Annotated in this window: 15 protein-coding genes; 12 read left to right on the top strand and 3 right to left on the bottom strand. The window is 63.9% G+C overall.

Translation table 11 applies throughout. The features are described from left to right. The first annotated feature begins 118 nt into the window (after window positions 1-118). The 3 genes from AC097L_RS16490 to AC097L_RS16500 are packed head-to-tail and all read left to right on the top strand — an operon-like array spanning window position 119 to window position 3,812. Complete coding sequence (locus AC097L_RS16490) at window positions 119-1,276, top strand: fumarylacetoacetate hydrolase family protein (protein ID WP_479587618.1); 1,158 nt, start codon at window positions 119-121, stop codon at window positions 1,274-1,276. Window positions 1,277-1,280: 4 nt separating this feature from the next. After that, window positions 1,281-2,003, top strand: a complete 723-nt coding sequence (locus tag AC097L_RS16495; RefSeq protein WP_479587619.1) for an SDR family NAD(P)-dependent oxidoreductase — start codon at window positions 1,281-1,283, stop codon at window positions 2,001-2,003. A gap of 24 nt (window positions 2,004-2,027) precedes the next feature. Then, window positions 2,028-3,812, top strand: a complete 1,785-nt coding sequence (locus AC097L_RS16500; protein ID WP_479587620.1) for an IlvD/Edd family dehydratase — start codon at window positions 2,028-2,030, stop codon at window positions 3,810-3,812. A gap of 221 nt (window positions 3,813-4,033) precedes the next feature. On the opposite strand, the gene acuI is transcribed toward AC097L_RS16500, so the two are convergent. Then, window positions 4,034-5,023 carry an acrylyl-CoA reductase (NADPH) gene (gene acuI, locus AC097L_RS16505; RefSeq protein ID WP_479587621.1) on the bottom strand — a complete coding sequence of 330 codons (990 nt, stop codon included), beginning with the start codon at window positions 5,021-5,023 and terminating at the stop codon, window positions 4,034-4,036. A gap of 235 nt (window positions 5,024-5,258) precedes the next feature. On the opposite strand from acuI, the gene AC097L_RS16510 reads away from it, so the two are divergent. Then, on the top strand, window positions 5,259-6,644 hold the full coding sequence (locus AC097L_RS16510; protein ID WP_479587622.1) for a tetratricopeptide repeat protein: 1,386 nt from the start codon (window positions 5,259-5,261) through the stop codon (window positions 6,642-6,644). On the opposite strand, the gene AC097L_RS16515 is transcribed toward AC097L_RS16510, so the two are convergent. Then, window positions 6,609-7,343 carry a phosphonate utilization associated transcriptional regulator gene (locus AC097L_RS16515; RefSeq protein ID WP_479587623.1) on the bottom strand — a complete coding sequence of 245 codons (735 nt, stop codon included), beginning with the start codon at window positions 7,341-7,343 and terminating at the stop codon, window positions 6,609-6,611. The genes AC097L_RS16510 and AC097L_RS16515 overlap by 36 nt on opposite strands. Window positions 7,344-7,506: 163 nt before the next feature. After that, window positions 7,507-8,976, bottom strand: a complete 1,470-nt coding sequence (locus AC097L_RS16520) for an amino acid permease (protein ID WP_479587624.1) — start codon at window positions 8,974-8,976, stop codon at window positions 7,507-7,509. Between the two features lie 227 nt (window positions 8,977-9,203). Between AC097L_RS16520 and AC097L_RS16525 the strand changes: the two genes are divergently transcribed. The 8 genes from AC097L_RS16525 (at window position 9,204) to AC097L_RS16560 (ending at window position 21,062) form a co-directional block, all read left to right on the top strand. Further along, window positions 9,204-10,592, top strand: a complete 1,389-nt coding sequence (locus AC097L_RS16525) for a glutamine synthetase family protein (RefSeq protein WP_479587625.1) — start codon at window positions 9,204-9,206, stop codon at window positions 10,590-10,592. A gap of 8 nt (window positions 10,593-10,600) precedes the next feature. Further along, window positions 10,601-11,734 carry an iron-containing alcohol dehydrogenase gene (locus AC097L_RS16530; protein WP_479587626.1) on the top strand — a complete coding sequence of 378 codons (1,134 nt, stop codon included), beginning with the start codon at window positions 10,601-10,603 and terminating at the stop codon, window positions 11,732-11,734. After that, window positions 11,731-12,531 (top strand): gamma-glutamyl-gamma-aminobutyrate hydrolase family protein, encoded by an 801-nt coding sequence (locus tag AC097L_RS16535; protein WP_479587627.1) that lies wholly within the window; start codon window positions 11,731-11,733, stop codon window positions 12,529-12,531. Before AC097L_RS16530 ends, AC097L_RS16535 begins: the two co-directional genes overlap by 4 nt. Continuing rightward, window positions 12,528-13,904 (top strand): aldehyde dehydrogenase family protein, encoded by a 1,377-nt coding sequence (locus tag AC097L_RS16540; protein ID WP_479587628.1) that lies wholly within the window; start codon window positions 12,528-12,530, stop codon window positions 13,902-13,904. The genes AC097L_RS16535 and AC097L_RS16540 overlap by 4 nt, the downstream gene beginning before the upstream one ends. A 158-nt stretch (window positions 13,905-14,062) precedes the next feature. After that, a complete protein-coding gene (locus tag AC097L_RS16545) occupies window positions 14,063-14,689 on the top strand; it encodes a PadR family transcriptional regulator (protein WP_479587629.1) in 627 nt (208 codons plus the stop codon). Then, a complete protein-coding gene (locus AC097L_RS16550) occupies window positions 14,690-15,502 on the top strand; it encodes a siderophore-interacting protein (RefSeq protein ID WP_479587630.1) in 813 nt (270 codons plus the stop codon). 168 nt (window positions 15,503-15,670) lie between these two features. Further along, a complete protein-coding gene (locus AC097L_RS16555) occupies window positions 15,671-18,310 on the top strand; it encodes a bifunctional diguanylate cyclase/phosphodiesterase (protein WP_479587631.1) in 2,640 nt (879 codons plus the stop codon). Between the two features lie 73 nt (window positions 18,311-18,383). Beyond that, the gene (locus AC097L_RS16560; protein WP_479587632.1) at window positions 18,384-21,062 is read left to right on the top strand and encodes a sensor domain-containing protein; all 2,679 of its coding nucleotides are present in this window, start codon (window positions 18,384-18,386) and stop codon (window positions 21,060-21,062) included. The last annotated feature ends 249 nt before the right edge of the window (window positions 21,063-21,311 follow it).

Raw genomic sequence — 21,311 nt, forward strand, 5'->3', positions numbered from 1 at the left:
ACGCTATCAAAACAGTAGTAAACCCCTGGATGCAAACAACAGCCTGTAGCCGCGCGATACCGCACTAGACTTCGTCACATCCACCCCTCTTATCCACTTTTTACCCAGAAACCTCACCATGCAAGACCATCTACCCCTAGATTTTCGTACCGGGCTGTTCGTGGGGCGCCTGCAGTTGCCTGCGGGCCCTACCCCGGTGGTGCTGCAAGCCGGCCGCGTGATCGACGTGTCGGCCATTGCAGCCACCGTATCGCAGCTGCTGGCCCTGTGGCCCTGCGACATCTCTGCCGGAGTGGACCTGGGGGATATTGCCGACCTGGCACTGCAACCCACCTGGGAAACCGGGAAAGACGGGCAAGGCGAAGCCACGGGCATCCGCCTGCTGGCGCCGGTGGATCTGCAGGTGGTCAAGGCCAGCGGGGTGACCTTTGCGGTGTCTGCCGTAGAGCGGGTGATCGAGGAACGGGCCCGGGGCGATGCCCAAGCCGCGCAGGCCCTGCGGGCTTCGCTGAGTGCGCGCATCGGCGGCGACATCCGCGCCGTGCAGCCCGGCTCGGCGACCGCGGCGCACCTGAAAGAGGTGCTGATTGCCGACGGCCTGTGGTCGCAGTACCTGGAGGTGGCGATTGGGCCGGATGCCGAGATTTTCACCAAGGCACCGGTGCTGTCGTCGGTGGGTTGGGGCGACTACGTGGGCGTGCGCTCGGACAGCGCCTGGAACAACCCCGAACCCGAAGTCGTGCTGGTGGCCGACGCCACGGGCCGCGTGCTCGGGGCCACGCTGGGCAACGATGTTAACCTGCGCGATATCGAAGGCCGCAGCGCCTTGCTGCTGGGCAAGGCCAAAGACAACAACGCCTCGTGCGCGCTGGGCCCGTTCATCCGCCTGTTTGATGGCGGCTTTGGCATCGACGATGTACGCCGCGCCGAGGTGCAGCTGGAGATCACCGGGGACGACGGCTTTCGCCTCACCGGGGGCAGCTCGATGTCGCTCATCAGCCGCGACCCGCTGGAGCTGGTACGCCAGGTGGTGGGCAAGAGCCACCAGTACCCCGACGGCTTTGCGCTGTTTTTGGGCACCATGTTCGCGCCCATCCAGGACCGGGGGGCGGTGGGCCAGGGCTTTACCCACCAGGTCGGCGACGTAGTGCGGGTGGCCAGCGAACGGCTAGGCACCTTGGTCAACCGGGTCCGCACCTGCGAAGAGGCACCGCCCTGGACGGACGGCATCACCGCGCTGATGCTGAACCTGGCCCGCCGCAATCTGTTGCGCTGACACCATGCACAACCACACCCTCTACCCCAGCCTGGCGGGACAGCGCGTCGCCATTACCGGTGGTGCCAGCGGCATTGGCGCGGCACTGGTCACGGCCTTTGTACGCCAGGGCTGCGAGGTGCATTTTCTGGACCGCATGGCACCTGCCGTGGCCCCCGAATCGGCCCAATTCCACCTGTGCGACCTGCAAGACACCGAGGCCATCGCCCGTACCTTTGCGGCCATCGGCCCACTGGACGTGCTGGTCAACAACGCAGGCAACGACGACCGCCACACGCTGGCGCAGGTGACCCCCGCCTACTTTGACGACCGCATCGGGGTCAACCTGCGCCACCTGCTGTTTTGCTCCCAGGCGGTGGTGGGCGGCATGCAGGCCCGCGGCGGCGGCGCCATCATCAACTTTGGCTCTATCGCCTGGCACCTGGGGCTAGAGAACCTGGTGCTGTACGAAACGGCCAAGGCGGGCATCGAAGGCATGACCCGGGCGCTGGCCCGCGAGCTGGGCAGCCACCACATCCGGGTCAACTGCATCCTGCCCGGCAACGTCGAAACCCCGCGCCAGGCCCAGTGGTACACGCCCGAGGGCGAGGCCGCCATCATTGCCGCCCAGTGCCTGAAAGAACGCATCCAGCCCGCTGACATCGCCGCCATGGCCTTGTTTCTGGCCTCCGCCGATGCCCGCATGTGCACCGGCCACAACTACTGGGTCGATGCCGGCTGGCGCTGAACCCGAACCGAAGCAAAGCCCACCATGACCACCACCCCACCCGCTACCACCCGCCGCTTCCGCTCCCAGGACTGGTTTGACGCGCCCGGCCACATCGACCTGGCCGCGCTGTACCTGGAGCGCTTCATGAACTACGGCATCACCCCGGCCGAATTGCGCTCGGGCCGCCCCATCATCGGCATCGCCCAGACCGGCTCGGACCTGAGCCCCTGCAACCGGGTCCACATCCAGCTGGCCAGCCGCATCCGCGATGGCATCCGCGACGCGGGCGGCATCCCGATGGAGTTCCCGATGCACCCCATCTTCGAGAACTGCCGCCGCCCTACCGCCGCGCTGGACCGCAACCTGGCCTACCTGGGGCTGGTCGAAATCCTGCACGGCTACCCGATCGACGCGGTGGTGCTGACCACCGGCTGCGACAAAACCACCCCGGCGGGCATCATGGCCGCCTCCACGGTGGATATCCCGGCCATGGTGTTCTCGGGCGGGCCGATGCTGGACGGCTGGCACAACGGCGCTTTGGTCGGCTCGGGCACGGTGATCTGGCAAAGCCGCCGCCGCCTGGCCGCGGGCGAAATCACCGAAGAAGAATTTTTGGAGGCCGCCTGCGCCTCGGCCCCGTCCGTAGGCCACTGCAACACCATGGGCACGGCATCCACCATGAACGCCATTGCCGAGGCACTGGGCCTGTCGCTCACCGGCTGCGCAGCCATTCCCGCCGCCTACCGCGAACGCGGCCAGATCGCCTACGCCACCGGTAGGCGCATCGTCGAGCTGGCTTATGCCGACGTGCGGCCCAGCCACATCCTGACCCGCGAGGCATTTCTGGACGCGATCACCGTCACCGCCGCCATTGGCGGCTCCACCAACGCCCAGCCGCATCTGATGGCCATGGCCCGCCACGCCGGGGTAACGCTGACCGCCGACGACTGGAGCCAGGGCTACGACGTGCCGCTGCTGGCCAACGTGCAGCCCGCAGGCCAGTTTCTGGGCGAACGCTTCCACCGCGCGGGCGGCGTGCCCGCCATCATGTGGGAGCTGCTGCAGGCCGGCCGCCTGCACGCCGAGCGGCCTACCGTCACCGGCCGCAGCATGGCCGACAACCTGCAAGGCCGCGCCAGCCCCGACCGCGAGGTCATCCACGCCTATGCCGAGCCGTTGCGCGCGCAGGCCGGGTTCCTGGTGCTGTCGGGCAACCTGTTTGACTTTGCGATCATGAAAACCAGCGTCATCTCGGACGACTTCCGCCAGCGCTACCTCAGCACGCCGGGCGCAGAAGACGTGTTCGAATGCCGCGCCGTGGTGTTTGACGGTTCGGACGACTACCACGCCCGCATCAACGACCCGGCGCTGGGCATCGACGAGCATTCCATCCTGGTCATCCGGGGGGCCGGGCCGCTGGGCTGGCCGGGCTCGGCCGAGGTCGTCAACATGCAGCCGCCCGACCACCTGCTGAAACGCGGCATTACCAGCCTGCCGACCCTGGGCGATGGCCGCCAGTCGGGCACGGCCGACAGCCCGTCCATCCTCAACGCCGCCCCCGAAAGCGCCGCAGGCGGCGGCCTGGCCTGGCTACAGGACGGCGACATGGTGCGGGTGGATTTGCGCCGGGGCCAGTGCAACGCGCTGGTCGACGCTGCCGAGATTGCCCGCCGCAAGCTGCTGCCGCCGCCGCCTATTCCTGCCAGCGCCACCCCGTGGCAGCAGCTGTACCGCGAGAAAACCGGCCAGCTGGACGGCGGCGGTGTATTGGAGTTTGCATTGCAGTACCGCGGTATCGCCACGACCACCCCACGCCACAACCACTAGGGCTTGTGGCACACCCCCAGGCTGCAGTGCTTCGCATCTTTCGCCAACCCCCCTCTTATCTGTTTGAAAAACAGATAAGACATGCAGGGGGCGATGCCAGCAGCCTGGCAAAGCCAGTTCTGCGGCATCCCTGGAAAGCGCGCGTTCTGGCTGGACGTTGGATTCCTAAGAGTCAAATATGCTGCTAGCGTATATTTCGCCTGCGCTAGCAGCTCTGTTTTTTATAGCGTTCGCTGCACGTCCACCACCACCCGCCCGCGCACACTGCCCTGGAGCAGCTCGGCCCCTGTGGCCACGGCGGCATCCAGGCCGATCTCGCGGGTCATGGCCTCCAGTTTGGCAATGTCCAGGTCTTGCGCCAGGCGCTGCCAGGCTTGCTGGCGCAGGGGCAGGGGGCACATCACGCTGTCGATGCCGTACAGGCTGATGCCGCGCAGGATGAACGGGGCCACGCTGGCCGGGAAATCCATGCCGCCCGCCAGCCCGCAGGCCGCCACGGCCCCGGCGCGGCGGGTGGTGGCGCAGGCGTTGGCGAGAGTGTGGCTGCCCACGGTATCGACCACACCGGTCCAGCGCTCCTTACCCAGCGGCTTGCCGGGCGCGCTGAGCTCGGCCCGGTCGATGATGCGTGTGGCACCCAGTGCGTGCAGGTAATCGGCCTCGGCCAGGCGGCCGGTACTGGCCACCACGGTGTAGCCCAGTTGGGCCAGCAGGGCGATGGCCACGCTGCCCACGCCGCCATTGGCCCCGGTGACCAAAATCTCGCCGTCTGCCGGGCGGATGCCGTGTTTTTCCAGGGCCAGCACGCACAGCATGGCGGTGTATCCCGCCGTGCCGATAGCCATGGCCTGGCGGGTGCTGAATGCCGGGGGCAAGGCCACCAGCCAGTCGCCGGGCACGCGGGCCTGCTGGGCCAGGCCGCCGCTGTGGGTTTCGCCCACGCCCCAGCCGTTCAAAATCACTTTATCGCCGGGCTTCCAGGCCGAGTGCGCGCTGTGCGTGACCGTGCCCGCAAAGTCGATGCCCGGCACCAGCGGGAAGCGCCGCACCACGGGTGACGCGCCAGTGAGGGCCAGGCCGTCTTTGTAGTTGAGGGTGGACCACTCGACCCGCACGGTGACATCGCCGTCGCCAAGGTGGCTGTCGTCAATGTCCTGCAGCGCAGCGCGGTAGCCGCTATCGTCCTTGGTGACCAGAATGCCTGTGAACATAGGGTTGTCTCCTGATGGTTATTTTTAAGCCAAATCGGCCTCTAGCGCAGATTCCACCTGCGCCAGCAGCTATCTTTTTAGGACTACACCCAGCATTCAGCCAGAACGCACACCTTCCAGAAACACCGCAGAACTGGCTTTGCCAGGCTGCTGGTGTTGCCCCCTGCAAGGGGGTTGGCGAAAGATGCGCAGCACTGAAGCCTGGGAGTGCGCAGTTACGCTCGAGAATACCCCGATGGCAAATCCCTTACCCGATGCCGAAGCGCTCTTTTTCGACGGCACCCAGCGGCTCACCGCAGGCGATGCCTTGGGTGCCGAAACCTGCCTGCGGGCAGCGCTGGTACTGGCACCGACCCTGGCCGAGGCGCATGCCAACCTGGGGCTGGCGCTGGAAGCGCGCGGCGCACTGGCCGAAGCCGCAGACAGCTACCGCACCGCCATCGCCCACAACCCCACGCTGCCGCAAACCTGGGTGAACCTGGCCGGGGTGCTGCTGCTGTTGCGCCAGCTCAATGAAGCCGAAATCGCCTGTGCCCAGGCGCTGCGACTGCGACGCGACGACCCCGATGCCTGGTGCAACCTGGGCGCGGTCTATGCCCGCATGGGCCTGGAGCTGGAATCCGAAGAAGCCTGCCGCGAGGCCATCTTTCTTGCGCCAGGCCACGCCAAGGCCCGCTTCAACCTGGCCTATCTGCTGCTGCGACAGGGCCGCTGGGAGGGTGACGAAGGAGGCTGGGCGCAGTTTGAATCGCGCGACTGGTACGCCGCCCTGGCGCGGCGTTTGGCCTGCCCTCGCTGGCAGGGCGAGCCGCTGGCGGGCCGGTCGGTGCTGGTGGGTTTTGAGGCCGGGCATGGCGATATGCTGCAGTTTGGCCGCTACTGCGCAGAACTGAAGGCGCGTGGGGCCGGGCGCGTGACCCTGCTGTGCCACCCGCCGCTCAAGCGCCTGCTGGCCACGCTGCCCGGTGTGGATGCATTGGTGGGCTTTGACGAAGACCTGCCGCCCCCCGATTCCTTCGAGTGCTGGACGCCATTGCTGAGCCTGCCAGCGCTGTGCCAGACGCGATTGGACACGGTGCCCGCCACCCTGCCCTACCTGCATGCAGAACCCTCGCTGATGGCTGCGTGGGCACCGCACATGCCGACCACCGGGCTCCGGGTGGGCCTGGTGTGGAAGGGCAATCCGCGTTTTGAAAACGATGTCGAACGCTCGCTGCCCCATCTGGCCACGCTGGCCCCCCTGGCGGCGGTGGCGGGCGTGGCCTTCATCGGCCTGCAAAAAGGCGCGGGGGAGGATGAATGTGCGCCCTGGGTGGCCACATCGCTGGGCGCGCAGATCCAGGACTTTGCCGACACCGCAGCCATCGTGGCGCAACTGGATTTGCTCATCAGCGTGGACACCGCCGTGGCGCATCTGGCGGGCGCTTTAGGCAAGCCCTGCTGGGTTCTGCTGCCCGACTACCTGCCCGACTGGCGCTGGTTGACCGATCGTACCGATTCACCCTGGTATCCCGAGGTCACGCGCTTGTTTCGCCAACCGGCGGGCGGTGGCTGGGGGCCGGTGGTGGCGGACGTGGCCGCAGAATTACAGGCGTTTGCGGCGCGGGGTTTTGACCGGTAGTGACACGCTGGTGGCGCGCTCCAGCTCGTTCGCAATGGTGCGGTTTTTGCTGTCCATGGCGTGCTCGAACATGGCACGGCCCGCTGCATCCGGGTCGCCCGAAGCGATGGCAGCGACGATAGGACGGTGCTCGTTGGCGGTGATGGGCATGAGCCAGCTGTCGGCCAGGTTCAGGCGGCGAAACAGCGACAGTTCCTTGATCAGCTTGCGGTAGATCTCGGTGAGCTTGCGGTTGCCCGCCAGCTCGACCAGGCGGTCGTGGAACTTCAGGTTCAGCAGATGGTAGGTGTAGGCATCCTGGGCCTTCACCTGGCGCTCCATATCGGCCACCAGGGCCTTGATTTCCTTGAGCTGCACCGCTGTGATGTGCACCGCCAGCTGGCGGCCCACCAGCTCGTCCAACGTGGCGCGCAGATCAAAAATCTCGATGGCTTCTGCGGTGGGGATGTCGCGCACAAACACGCCCCGGTTCTTCTCCACGCGCAGCAGGCCGCCTTCTTCGAGCATGCGAAAGGCTTCGCGCACCGGACCGCGGGATACGCCCAGTTTCAGGGCCAGTGCGGCCTCGATCAGCTTGGTGCCAGGGGCGTATTCGCCCACCAAAATCGCCCTCTCCAGCTCCTGCTGCACCACGCTGGTGAGGGAGCTGGTCTGGAGCAGGGCGATAGCGGAATGGGTGGGATGGGGCACGGCAGACATACCCTGAATTTAATCTACTTTATGTTACTGACAACCCGTGCAACAGCGAGAACGCATCCCTTCCAGAAACACCGCAGAACTGGCTTTGCCAGGCTGCTGGTGTTGCCCCCTGCAAGGGGGTTGGCGAAAGATGCGCAGCACTGTAGCCTGGGGGTGTGCCCAGTTACTTTGCGGTCATCGACGCGACCGGAGGGCCCTTGAAACGGCGGCGTTCAAAGCCGAACCAGACCACCGCCGTCAGCACCAGAAAGGCCAGCGTGATCTGCAAGGCCGCGTCGTTGGGTGGCTGCACGCCCAGGAACAGGATGAGTACGGCACTCAAGCTCACCAGCAAAGCCACCAGGCGGAACACCGGCCCCATGTTCCACGGGCCCATCTTGGTCCAGGTCTTGCCGTAGGCCAGGCCACCCAGAGCGATCGGCAGGCCGTAAGAGATAAAGATGAAGATCACCGTGACCGACACGATGGTGGTGTAGGCGGGGGTGTACAGGGTGAACAGCACGGCGATGGTGCAGGCCGTCCAGATGGCGGCCACAGGGGATTTGAGCGTGGCGTGAACGGTCTTCAACGCGTTGGAAGCGGGCAGACCGCCGTCACGGGCAAACGCAAAGATCATGCGCGAGGCCGAAGTCACCGTGGCCAGGCCGCACAAGAATTGCGAGGCAGTGATGGCCCAGTACAAAACATTTTTCAGGCCCACCGGCAGCACCGCGTCCATGGTGCCAAAAAACACGTTGCCGCCCGAGGCCGCGGCCTTGTCCATGTCGGGGATGGCAATCACAAACGCGCACAGCATCAGGTAACCAAACAGCGACGAATACAGCACCGAAGTCACGATGCCTTTGGGCACGGCGCTGGACGCTCCCACGGTTTCTTCGGCGGTGTGGGCCGATGCATCAAAGCCGGTGATGGTGTAGATCGGCAGCAACAGGCCCAGGCCGAACAGCAGCCACATGCTTTGCGTGGCGGGCCAGACATCGCCACCCGTGGGGCCGCTGTAATTCTTAAAGCTGAACAGGCGCGACACATCCCAACTGGGCGCATAGGCCAGCAAGGCCACGGTCAGGGCGATGGCGGTGGCGAAGATCAGGTAGCCGCTGATGTCGGTCAGAAACGCTGTCAGCTTGATACCCACGTGGTTGGCCAGGGCTTGCACAGCGGTGATGCCCACCACGAATGCGGCCTGGGTGGCAAAGTTGGGTTCCCACCCCAAGCTGGTGCCAAACGCACCCATAAAGAAATAAAACGTGCCGACGTTGATGGCCCCCAGCACCGTGACCAGGCCCAGCAGGTTCAGCCAGGCGGTCAGCCAGCCCCAGCCGCGCCCGCCCAGAATCGAGCTCCAGTGGTACAGGCCGCCCGCAGTGGGAAAGGCAGAGCCTATCTGCGCCATGCCCAGCGCAAACACCAGGCTGATGGCGCTGCCCACCAGCCAGCCGATGCCAATGGCCGCGCCGCCCACCCCCGAAATGCCTTGCGACAGCGAGTTAATGCCACCCGACAAAATACAAATGATGGAAAAGGAAATCGCGAAGTTGGAAAACGGATTCATCGTGCGCGACAGCTCTTGCTTGTAGCCCATGCTTTGCAGCACGCTGGCATCGTCGGCAACCTGTTGGGGCGATAGTGGCATCGGGTACCTCTCAAAAAAGATGAATGGAAAATGAACACACGCACATCCCATGCCTGATCTTGAGAGCGCCAGAGCGCGAGACGATGGAAGCTGCCCTGGCGGTGTAACCGCGATAGGCCACCAAGGCAAGATAAAAATGCAGATTGTTAACAATCTACAGAATTGCAATTGACAAGCACCGGGCGACGCGCTTGAATACAAGGACTAAAAATACAGCGAGAGACAAGATGGCTACAACTTTCCCCCTGCACCCGGCCCTGGCCGCGCTGCAAACCGCCGGTGCTGCCAAGGTCAAGGTCGCGGTGGCCGACATTGACGGCGTGCTGCGCGGCAAGTACCTGCACATCGACAAGTTCATGGGCGCAGCTGAGGCCTACCCAGCGGGTGGCTTCGGCTTTTGCGACGTGGTGCTAGGCTGGGACATGGCAGACACCTGCTACGACAACACCACCGTCACCGGCTGGCAGCATGGCTTCCCCGACGCGCTGGCCCGGCTCGACCTGGACACCGCCCGCAACGTGCCCTGGGACGACAAGGTGCCATTTTTTCTGGGCGAATTTGTGCTGGCCGATGGGTCGCCGCACCCGCTGTGCCCGCGCCAAACCCTGAAAAAAGTGCTCAAGCGCGCCGAGAAAATGGGTTTCCAGGTGATGACGGGCATGGAGTTCGAGTGGTTCAACTTCCTGGAAACGCCGCAAACCTGGGCCGACAAAAAAGGTGTGGGGGCCACGCCGCTCACGCCCGGCATGTTTGGCTATTCGCTCTTGCGCATGAACCAGAACCGGCCCTTCTTCAACGCGCTGATGGACGAGATGCTGGCCTTTGGCGTGCCCATCGAAGGCCTGCACACCGAAACCGGGCCTGGCGTGTTCGAGGTGGCGATTGGTTTCAGCGAAGCGCTGGCACAGGCCGACCGGGCGATTCTGTTCAAAACCGGGGCCAAGGAAATCGGTGCCCGCTTCGGCATCATGCCCAGCTTCATGGCCAAGCCGCACCAGAATATGCCGGGCTGCAGCGGGCACATCCACCAAAGCCTCATGAAATTAGGTGATGAGGGTAAAAACAACCTGTTTTTCGATGCGGCCAGCCCGCGCAAAATGAGCCCGCTGTTCGAGAGCTACCTGGCCGGGCAGGTGGCCTGCCTGATGGAATTCGGCCCGATGATCTGGCCCACCATCAACAGCTACAAGCGCCTGGTCGATGGCTTCTGGGCGCCGGTCAAACCCACCTGGGGCATCGACAACCGTACCGCCAGCTTCCGCGTGATTGCAGGCAGCCCCAAAGCTACCCGGTTGGAAACCCGCTGCCCCGGGGCCGATGTGAACCCCTACCTGGCCATGGCCGCGGTGATCGCCGCCGGGCTGGACGGCGTGGAGAAGGGCCTCAAGCTCACCACGCCACCTATCACCGGCACCAACGGCGGCGCGGAGCACATCGCCCGCGCCCCCCGCACGCTGATCGAAACCACCCGCAACTTCCAGCAGTCCAGCATCGCCCGCGACTGGTTGGGCGACGCATTCGTGGACCACTTCGCCGCCACCCGCGAATGGGAGTGGCGTCAGTGGCTGGATGCGGTGACCGACTGGGAAATGAAACGTTATTTTGAAATCATCTGAAACACACCATGACCATCTCCTCCTTCGCCTTCCCCACGCCGATCAAATTCGGCCCCGGTGCCCGCAAACTCGTGGCCCAGCATCTCATTGACCTGGGCCTGCAACGCCCGCTCATCGTTACGGACAAGGCGCTGGCCGCGCTGCCGGTGATGGCCGAATTTTTGACCCACCTGCAGGAGCTGGACGTGGCCGTGTTCAGCGGCGTGTTCGGCAACCCGACCTGCCGCCAAGTGATGGATGGCGCGACGGCGTTCAAAGCCCACCAAGCCGACTGCGTGATCGGCTTTGGCGGCGGCGCGGCGCTGGACGTGGCCAAGGTGGTGGGCATTCCGGCCACGCACCCCGGCGACATCCTGGAATACGTGTGGGACCACCCGCAGGTGCGCCCCATCACCCAGCCACTGCCCTACTTTGTGGCCCTGCCCACCACCTCGGGCACCGGCTCGGAAGTGGGCCGCTCCAGCGTGGTAAGCGAGAACGACACCCACCTCAAACGCGTGGTGTTCAGTGCCCACATTTTGGCCAAGACCGTGTTTGCCGACCCCGAGCTCACTCTGGCCTTACCCGCCCACGTGACGGCCGCCACCGGCATGGACGCGCTCACCCACAACATTGAGAGCTACCTGTCGCCCGCCTACCACCCACTGTGCGACGGCATTGCGCTGGAAGGCACACGCATCGCCGCTGCCGCCCTGCGCACGGCAGTGCGTGAGCCCGGCAACCTGCAGGCCCGCGGCGACATGATGATGGCCTCGATGATGGGCGCGATTGCGTTCCAGAAAGACCTGGGCGCGGTGCATTCCTGTGCCCACGCCCTGGGTGCCGTGTGCGACCTGCACCACGGACTGGCCAACGCGCTGATGATCGACACCGTGATGGCCTGGAACTACGCCGCTGTGCCGCACAAGTTCGACGAGCTGGCCCATGTGTGCAAAGTGCTTGGCGGCGGCCCGGCCTTTGTCGCCTGGCTGCGCCAACTCAAGGCAGACGTAGGCATCACCACCCGGCTGGCCGACTTTGGCGTGAAACCCGAGCACCTGCCGCGCTTGGTGGAAATCGCCACCGCCGACATGTGCCACCAGACCAATCCGCGCCCCTGCACGGCAGCGGATTTCGAGGCGCTGTTTCGGGAGGCGATGTGACTTTTCAGCCAAAGGACCGTTTGAAGATCGGCATCAGCGCTTGCTTTTTGCACCCCGACCTGGCGCGTGCTGCATTTGCCAAAAAGACGTTGCAGTACGTAGAGCAGTCTATGGCGCACTGGATCATGTCCGGCGGCGCACTGCCGGTGATGGTGCCGTCGCCGGTGGGCGACACTGCGCGCGGCGAGATTGGCTTTGACGACTACGCCCACTGGCTGGACGGTCTGGTACTGCACGGCGGGGCCGACGTGTGGCCCGGCAGCTACGGCGAGACCCCGCTGCAGGAGCGCTGGAGCGGCGACCGCATCCGCGACGGCTACGAGCAGGCCCTGGTGCGCGCCTTCGTAGCCGCAGGCAAGCCGGTGTTTGGCGTATGCCGGGGCCTGCAGCTGATCAACGTGGCGTTTGGCGGCACGCTGTACCAGGACATTGCCACGCAGCGCCCCGAGGCCGTATTGCACCGCGATGCCGATGCCTACGACCACCACTTCCACGACCTAGAAATAATGCCTGAAACACGGCTTAGCGCACTCATTCCTTACGCTAATAGCTACAAAATTAATAGCATTCACCACCAAGGCATCAAAGACCTGGCCCCCGGTTTTGTGGTCGAAGCCCGCAGCCCCGAAGACGGCATGGTCGAAGCCATCCGCAGCACCGGCCCGGGTTTTGTTGCCGCCGTGCAATGGCACCCCGAATTCCACCAGCCCGGCCTGGGCACGCTGGACGACACCCCTTTGCTCACCGACTTTCTGGAAGCTGCAAGAACAGCCCAGGCCGCCAAGGACACCGCATGACCACCCCAACGACATTGACTATCCACAACCCCGCCACCGGCACCCAGATTACCGAGGTGCCCGCCGACGATGCCGCCAGCGTCGCCGCCAAATACCAGGCCGCCCGCGCCGCCCAACCCGCCTGGGCGGCCACGCCGATGCCGCAGCGCCTGGCTTGCGTGGCCCGTTTCCGCAGCGCTGTGGTGGCCGGGTTGGAGACCCTGGCCGCCACCATGACGGCCGAGACCGGCAAGCCCATTGCCATGTCACGCAATGAGCTCAATGGCCTGCTGGGCCGCATCGACTTCTTCCTGGCTGAGGCCGAGACCAGCACCGCCACCCAAACCGTGTTCCATGAGGGTGGTATGACCGAGCAGATCCAGCACATCCCGCTGGGCGTGGTGGCCAATATCTCGGCCTGGAACTACCCCTGGTTCGTCGGCTGCAACGTCATCCTGCCTGCGCTGCTGACCGGCAATGCGGTGCTCTACAAGCCGTCTGAATTCGCCACGCTGACCGGCATGGCCATCGCCCGGCTGCTGCACGCTGCGGGTGTGCCAGCCGACGTGCTGGCCCTGTGCGTGGGCGGTGGCGATGTCGGTGCGGCCCTGCAGGCGCAGCCCATCGACGGCCTGTTCTTCACCGGCTCCTACGCCACCGGGGCCAAGATCGCCACCGCACTGGGCCCGCGCATGGTCAAGCTGCAGCTCGAGTTGGGCGGCAAGGACCCGACCTACGTCTGCGACGACGCGAACCCCGCCACCGCCGCCGCCTCCCTGGCCGACGGCGCGATGTACAACACCGGCCAAAGCTGCTGCGCGGTGGAGCGCATCTACGTGCACGAAAAAGTGTTTGATGCCTTTGTGGCCGCGTTTGTGGACACGGTGCGCGGCTTCAAGGTGGGCGACCCGATGGCAGACGACACCTACATCGGCGCCATCACCCGCGCCGCCCAGCTTGACGTGCTGGACGCACAGGTGGCCGATGCCGTGGCCAAGGGTGCCAAGCTGCTCACCGGCGGCACGCGCCTGGCGGGCAACAGCTTCGCCCCCACCGTGCTGGTCAACGTCAACCACAGCATGGATTTGATGCGCGAGGAAAGCTTCGGCCCCGTCATTGGCATCCAAAAAGTAGCCAGCGATGCCGAGGCCGTAGCTCTGATGAACGACACGCGCTACGGCCTGACGGCGGGTGTATTCACCCCCGACGAGGCCCGCGCCCGCGCCGTGCTGGCCCAGGTAAACGCCGGTAGCGTCTACTGGAACTGCTGCGACCGCGTCAGCCCCCGCCTACCCTGGAGCGGCCACGGCGATTCGGGCGTGGGCCTGACGCTTTCGACCTATGGCATCCAGACGTTTACCCGGCCCAAAGCCTGGCATCTGCGGCAAGTTTAAGCATCAAATAGGCCTCTAGCCTATATATTGATTGCGCTATTTGCTACAAATAAAGTAGCAAATATCCCGTTTTCATTACAGGGGTATTACCTTCATCTGTATCTTTCGATGTGATTTAGATATATCTTAAAATTATCTAAACCGCATCGAAAGAACCTATGCCCCATTTTGAAGAACGCACCGAACACCCTGAACACGGCGGCCCCCGCCATGGGCACGCGAACCACCACCACCCGCACGGTCACCACCATGGCCACCACGTGCGTGGCGAACATCCGCATCCCGGCGGTGAGCACGTCGGACGCGGTGGTCGCCACGGCGGCGGGCCGGGCCGGGTGTTTGGCCATGGCGGCCTGCGCCTGGTGCTGCTGCAACTGATCGCCGACAAGCCCCGCCACGGTTACGAGCTGATCAAGGAAATCGGCGACCGTCTGGGCGGCAGCTACAGCCCCAGCCCTGGCGTGATCTACCCCACGCTGACCCTGCTGGAAGAGCTGGGCTACACCACCATGGCCGAGAGCGGTGGCGGCCGCAAGCTCTACAGCATCACCGACGCAGGCCAAGCCTTTCTGGCCGAAAACCGCACCGAAGCCAATGCCTTGCTGTCCCGCATGGCCAACGCCGACGCACCCCACCCCGGTCGCCCGCCGCAGGTGGTGCGCGCACTGGAAAACTTCAAGCTGGCAGCCCGCATGCGCCTGGGTGGAGCCCCGTTGACCGACGAACAAGCCCATGCTTTTGCCCAGATTTTGGACAACGCGGCCCAACAAATGGAAAGAATCTGAATGAACACCCCCAACCGCACCGCCACCCGCGTCCGCCATGAACTGAAGTTTCGCCAGCTCAGTGTCGTCCGCACCGAGCAACTCACACCCCATATGGTCCGCATCACATTGGGCGGGCCCGATCTAGCGGGTTTCAGTAGCCCCGGCTTTGACGACCACGTAAAGGTATTTTTTCCCGACCCAGCCACGGGTGCGCTGGTACTGCCCAGCGGTCCGCCCGGCTCGGGCGCAGCCCAAGACGGTCCGCGGCCCACCATGCGCGACTACACCCCCCGGCATTTCGACCCGCAAGCGCTGACACTGGTCATCGACTTCGCACTGCACGACGCTGGCCCGGCCACCACCTGGGCGGCACAGGCGCAGGTGGGACAGACGCTGGGTGTGGGCGGCCCGCGCGGCTCCTTCATCTTGCCAACCGACTTTGATGGCCACCTGCTGGTGGGGGACGACACCGCCATTCCAGCCATCACCCGGCGCTTGGCCGAACTACCCGCCAAAGCCCCGGCGCTGGTGCTGATCGAGGTGGACAGTCCAGCCGATGAGCAAAACCTGACCAGCGCCGCCCACACCACCGTGGTGTGGGTCCACCGCCGGGGCCAGCCACATGGCCAACAGCCGTTGCTGTTGGAGCGTTTAAAAACCCTGGCTCTGCCGCCTGGCGACATGCACGCCTGGGTCGCTTGCGAAACCCACACCGCCAAAGCCTTGCGGGTCCATCTGGTGGAAGAACGCGGCGTACAACCTCAATGGACCAAGGCCGCAGGCTACTGGCGCCAAGGCAGCGCGGCCACGCACGACAAGATAGAAGACTAGAAAGTTGCGTAAAGCTCTCTGGAGTTGACGGTCAAGAGGTGCGCTGTGAGGATTGCAGCTACATTTGCTAACAACTCCCCATGCCACCATGACTGCACTCCTGGGTCTTTCAGCAACTGTCGATACCAGCATAGGCTGCGCCTGGCTCTTTGGCATGGCGTGACACTGATGCACACCACCGAGACCCTGGCCGCCACGCAATTCCAGCAGCTGACCCAACTGGCGGCCCAACTCTGTGCCGTGCCCAGCGCCAGCCTGACGTGCATCCACCAGGGCGTGCACACCCTGGCGGCCCACACCGGTCCGACCGGATTGCTACTGGGGCAGCTGGAACTGCTGGCCGGGCAGTTATCCCCCTCGCCCGAACCGCAAATTTTGCCATTCCACAGCGACACCATTTGCCTGTGCGTTGCCACGCCCATCTGGACCCCAGACCAAGGCTGCGTCGCCGTGCTGTGGGTGATGGACCGGCAGCCACGCACGTTGAGTACCGCCCAGCAAACCGCGCTGACCAGCCTGGCAGGCCAGGTCCAGGTGCTGCTGCAATTGCAAGCATCCGAGCAGCAGTACCGCGCCTTGTTCGCACGTATGGGCCGGGCCCAACGCATGCTGAGCGCTTGCAACGAAGCGCTCGTGCGGGCAAGTAGTGAATCGGCGCTGCTACACGCCATCTGCCGCATCACGGTGGAGATTGGAAACTACAAAAACGCCTGGGTAGGCTTTGCCCAGAACGATGCCGCCCAATCCATCGTGCTGGCCGCCGATGCGGGCGAAATTGATCCAGACATGAAAACATGGCCGTTCTCGTGGTCGGTCGATTCGCCCTACGGGCAAGGACCTTCCGCGCGGTGCATACGCAGCGGTGACGTCGTGCTCGTGCCCGACATCCGCGCCGAACCCAGTTTCAAGCTCTGGCTCGCCAAGTACCCCCCCACGGAACAGCTCAGCATCGCCTGCTTGCCGCTTCGCAACGCCCAAGGCACCTACGGTGTGTTCTACCTCACGGCCACCGTCTTGCTGGACGCAGGAGCCGACGAACTGCCTTTGCTACAGCAACTGGCCAGCGACATTGCTTTTGGCATCGACCACCTGCGTGCACAGGAAACCCAGCGCGTAGCCGATGCGCAGATCCACCACCAAGCCTCGCTGCTAGACAAGGCGCAGGATGCCATCGTGGTGCGCAGCATCGACCACCGGATTTTGTTCTGGAATAAAAGCGCTGAACGCCTGTACGGCTGGACCTCCTCCGAAGTACAGGGCATGCCTATGGTGCAGCACATCTACAGCCAAAGCACGGCGGCCTTTTCAGCCGCATCCCTGGCCGTGATGGAGCAAGGCGAATGGCATGGCGAGATTGCCCAAAACCGCAAAGATGGCAGCCAGATGGTGATCGAGGCCCGCTGGACGCTGGTGCGCGACGCGCACGACCAGCCGCACTCCATCATGGCCGTCAACACCGACATCACCCAGCGCAAAGCCACCGAACGCGAAGTGCAGAAGCTGGCTTTCTACGACCCCTTGACCCACCTGCCCAACCGCCAGCTGCTGCTGGACCGCCTGGGCCACGCGCTGGCCACCAGCGCCCGCAACGGCCAGGGTGGGGCGCTGCTGTTCATCGACTTGGATAATTTCAAAACCCTGAACGACACCCTGGGCCACGACAAAGGCGACCTGTTGCTGCAACAGGTCGCCCTGCGCCTGGTGGCCTGCGTGCGCACCGCCGACACCGTGGCCCGCCTGGGCGGCGACGAGTTTGTGGTGATGCTGGAAGACCTGGACCCCGACCCGCGCGCCGCCGGGATCAAAGCCAAGCATATTGGCGAGAAAATACTGGCCGCGCTGAGCGCCCCGTACGATCTGGCCGGACACGAGTACCAAAGCACCTCCAGCATCGGCATTGCACCGTTCAGCCACCAGCCCAACACGGTGGGCGAGCTGCTCAAGCAGGCCGATATCGCCATGTACCAAGCCAAAGGGGCAGGGCGCAACACGCTGGGCTTTTTTGACCCCCAGCTGCAGGCCGAGGTGACCGCCCGCGCGGCCCTGAAGGCCGATTTGCGCCAGGCTGTAGCGCAAGGCGAGTTCTTTCTGCACTACCAGTCTCAGCACAATGCCCAGGGCGGCATGACGGGTGTCGAGGCCTTGGTGCGCTGGCGGCACCCGCAACGTGGCTGGGTGTCGCCTGCCGCCTTTATTCCACTGGCCGAAGAAACCGGTCTGATTTTGGAGCTGGGCCGCCAGGTGCTGGTCCAGGCTTGCACGCTGCTGGCCTGCTGGGGCCAACGGCCCGATACCCAGCATCTGACCATGGCCGTCAACGTCAGCTCGCGCCAATTCAAACACACCGATTTCGTGCAGCAGGTGATGGATACCATCACCGCCACCGGCGCCAACCCACAGAAGCTCAAACTGGAGCTGACCGAAAGTCTGCTGGTGGACGATATCGAGCAGGTCATCGCCAAGATGGAGGCCTTGCAGACCCAGGGCGTGGGCTTTTCACTGGACGACTTTGGCACCGGCTATTCATCGCTGTCCTACCTGAAGCGCCTGCCGCTGGACCAGCTCAAGATCGACCAGTCGTTTGTGCGCGACGTGATGACCGACCCCAACGATGCGGTGATTGCCCGCACCATCATCGGCCTGGGCCAAAGCCTGGGGTTGAACGTGATTGCCGAAGGCGTGGAAACCGCCGAGCAGCGCGACTTTCTGGCCCAGCACGGCTGCCAGGCTTTCCAGGGCTATTTCTTTGCCCGGCCTTTACCTGCGGGCCAGTTGGCGCAATCCATGGGTACACCAAGCATTCCGTGAGAACATGGTGTTACTGCGTGGCACCACGGTGTAAGCCGCCACGCCTACTCCCCTTTAGAAGTAGAAAAAGCATATGGCAGAGATACCCCGGAACGCGCTTCCCGCAGACACCCAGGCTTCCATCCACGCCCAGTTACAGGCATCTGAACAGCAGTACCGCGCGCTCTTCAACAGCAACCCTTTGCCAATATGGGTCACCGACCCGCAGGGCCATGCCATCCTGGCGGTCAACCAGGCCGCCATCGCCCGCTACGGATATTCACGGGCCGAATTTCTCAGTATGGGCCTGGATGCAATACAGGGAGAAGCCCTGCCGCCCGAGGATCCCCTGCATGCACTGCCTCGAAGCCACGTCAAAAAAGACGGCAGTGCCATTGATGTAGAGATATCCACCGACCGCCTGCAATTCAACGGCCAAGCGGCCCGCCTGGTGCTGGCGCACGACGTGACCCAGCATCTGCGCACCGAAAAAGACCTGGCCCGCCTGAGCCGTGCGCATTCCATGGTGACCGCTTGCAACGAAGCCCTGGTGCGGGCCAGCTCGGAATCCACCCTCTTGCATGAGATATGTCGAATCGCGGTGGACATCGGCGGCTACCGCATGGCCTGGGTCGGGTTTGCGCAGGACGATGCCGACAAAACCATTTTGATTGCGGCCCACGCGGGCAGCATTGCCGAGCATTTCACCGTCTGGCCCATGTCCTGGTGTTCGAACTCTCCCTACGGGCAGGGCCCGGCAGGCCGGGCGATCCGCTCGGGGGAGATGGTAGTGGTGCCCGATATTCGGCGTGAAGCCATCTTCCAGAACTGGCTGAAAGAGCCCTGGGTGGACGGTTTGCGCGGGGTGGCCAGCTTGCCCCTGCGCAGCACCGACAACGGTGCAGAGAACGGCGCAGAACGCACGCTGGGCCTGTTCTACCTGTATGCCAACACCACGGTGGACATCGCCTCCGAAGAAATCCCCCTGCTGCAGCAATTGGCGGGAGACATTGCATTTGGCATCCAGCATTTGCGCGCCCAGGAAAACAAGCGCCTGTCGGATGCCCGTATCCGGCAGCAAGCCACCGTGCTCGACCAAGCCCAGGATGCCATCGTCGTCCGCGGTATGGACCAGCGCGTGCTGTACCTGAATAAACGGGCAGAACAGCTGTACGGATGGACCGCCCTAGAGGCAGTGGGGGTCGCTTTTCTACACGAGGTGTACCGAGACCCAACCGCCGTGGCCGAAGCGCACCGTACCGTCATGGAAAAAGGTGAATGGCGGGGCGAGCTGGCCATCCACCGCAAGGACGACCAACGTATCGAAGCCGAAGTCCGTTGGACTCTGATCACCGATGCCGACAACCAACCCCATTCCATTCTGTCCATCAGCAGCGACATCACCCAGCGCAAGGCCACCGAACGTGAAATCGAAAAACTGGCTTTTTACGACACACTGACCCTGCTTCCCAACCGCCAGCTGCTGCTGGACCGCCTGGGCCACGCGCTGGCCACCAGCGCCCGCCACGGCCAGGGTGGGGCACTGCTGTTCATCGACCTGGACAACTTCAAAACCCTGAACGACACCTTGGGCCACGACAAAGGCGACCTGCTGCTGCAGCAAGTGGCCCTGCGCCTGGGCCACTGTGTGCGCAGCATGGACACCGTGGCCCGCCTGGGCGGCGACGAATTTGTGGTCATGCTCGAAGAGCTGGGGCACGACCCGATCGCGGCAGCCGAACAAGCCAAACGGGTGGGCGAAAAAATCCTGTCCACCCTGGGCGAACCCTACCAGTTGGACCAGCACGAACACCTGAGCACCTCCAGCATCGGCATCGCGCCTTTCAGCAGCAGCCCGAATACCGTGGGTGAACTGCTGAAGCAGGCCGACATCGCCATGTACCAGGCCAAAGCCGCAGGGCGCAACACCCTGCGTTTTTTTGACCCGCAACTACAGGCGGCCGTGACAGACAAAGCCGCGCTGGAAGCCGATTTGCGTCTGGCCCTGGCACAGGGAGCGCTGTTTCTGCACTACCAGACCCAGCACAATGCCCAGGGCCAGCTGACCGGTGTGGAGGCCCTGGCGCGCTGGCAGCACCCTGTGCGCGGCCTGGTATCTCCCGCCGCATTCATTCCACTAGCCGAAGAAACCGGCCTGATTCTGGAGCTGGGCCGCCAGGTGCTGCGGCAAGCCTGCACCCTGCTTGCCAGCTGGCAAGGCCACCACAGCACCCATAACCTGACCATGGCGGTGAATGTCAGCTCCCGCCAGTTCAAACACCCTGGATTTGTGCAGCAGGTGCTGGAAATCCTGCACGGCACAGGTGCCAACCCTCAACAGCTCAAGCTGGAGCTGACTGAAAGCCTGCTGGTTGACGATATCGAGCAGGTCATCGCCAAGATGGAAGCCTTGCAGGCCCAGGGCGTAGGCTTTTCACTGGACGACTTCGGCACCGGTTATTCGTCGCTGGCTTACCTGAAACGCCTGCCACTGGATCTGCTGAAGATCGACCAGTCGTTTGTTCGCGACGTGATGACCGACCCCAACGATGCGGCCATCGTGCGCACCATCATCGGCCTAGGCCAAAGCCTGGGCCTGAATGTGATTGCCGAAGGCGTGGAAACCGCTGAGCAGCGCAATTTCTTGGTCCGGCACGGTTGCCTGGCCTACCAGGGTTATCTGTTTGGGCGGCCCTTGCCCGCAGACAAGCTGTCATATGCGATGGTGCTCCCCGGCAAGCCCGCTGCGGTGCACATTGGCAAATTTATATAAAAAACGGGGTTAGCGTAGATTCCCTTTGCGTGAGGCGCTTCTCTTTTAATAGTAAATCACGGGCGAAACCGAGGTGTGTCCTTAGGCGCCGGTTTTGTTATCTCTTCTTCTAATACTTCTATTACTCCATAGTAGTAGTAGTAAGGGTGCTCCCTCACTGTGGATAAGTACTTTTAAGCCTTACAGGCCAAGTACTTAGCCTGTTTTGACGGGTGTGCGTGACTGCGCTTCTGGGGTGTACCGCCCAAA

It is taken from the genome of Rhodoferax sp. RT5P35, from assembly GCF_056521385.1.

What these genes read in the sequence shown, in the direction of transcription:
- AC097L_RS16490 (WP_479587618.1), top strand. Translation starts at nt 119, where the DNA reads ATGCAAGACCATCTACCCCTAGATTTTCGTACCGGGCTGTTCGTGGGG.
- AC097L_RS16495 (WP_479587619.1), top strand. Translation starts at nt 1,281, where the DNA reads ATGCACAACCACACCCTCTACCCCAGCCTGGCGGGACAGCGCGTCGCC.
- AC097L_RS16500 (WP_479587620.1), top strand. Translation starts at nt 2,028, where the DNA reads ATGACCACCACCCCACCCGCTACCACCCGCCGCTTCCGCTCCCAGGAC.
- acuI (WP_479587621.1), bottom strand. Translation starts at nt 5,023, where the DNA reads ATGTTCACAGGCATTCTGGTCACCAAGGACGATAGCGGCTACCGCGCT.
- AC097L_RS16510 (WP_479587622.1), top strand. Translation starts at nt 5,259, where the DNA reads ATGGCAAATCCCTTACCCGATGCCGAAGCGCTCTTTTTCGACGGCACC.
- AC097L_RS16515 (WP_479587623.1), bottom strand. Translation starts at nt 7,343, where the DNA reads ATGTCTGCCGTGCCCCATCCCACCCATTCCGCTATCGCCCTGCTCCAG.
- AC097L_RS16520 (WP_479587624.1), bottom strand. Translation starts at nt 8,976, where the DNA reads ATGCCACTATCGCCCCAACAGGTTGCCGACGATGCCAGCGTGCTGCAA.
- AC097L_RS16525 (WP_479587625.1), top strand. Translation starts at nt 9,204, where the DNA reads ATGGCTACAACTTTCCCCCTGCACCCGGCCCTGGCCGCGCTGCAAACC.
- AC097L_RS16530 (WP_479587626.1), top strand. Translation starts at nt 10,601, where the DNA reads ATGACCATCTCCTCCTTCGCCTTCCCCACGCCGATCAAATTCGGCCCC.
- AC097L_RS16540 (WP_479587628.1), top strand. Translation starts at nt 12,528, where the DNA reads ATGACCACCCCAACGACATTGACTATCCACAACCCCGCCACCGGCACC.
- AC097L_RS16545 (WP_479587629.1), top strand. Translation starts at nt 14,063, where the DNA reads ATGCCCCATTTTGAAGAACGCACCGAACACCCTGAACACGGCGGCCCC.
- AC097L_RS16550 (WP_479587630.1), top strand. Translation starts at nt 14,690, where the DNA reads ATGAACACCCCCAACCGCACCGCCACCCGCGTCCGCCATGAACTGAAG.
- AC097L_RS16555 (WP_479587631.1), top strand. Translation starts at nt 15,671, where the DNA reads ATGCACACCACCGAGACCCTGGCCGCCACGCAATTCCAGCAGCTGACC.
- AC097L_RS16560 (WP_479587632.1), top strand. Translation starts at nt 18,384, where the DNA reads ATGGCAGAGATACCCCGGAACGCGCTTCCCGCAGACACCCAGGCTTCC.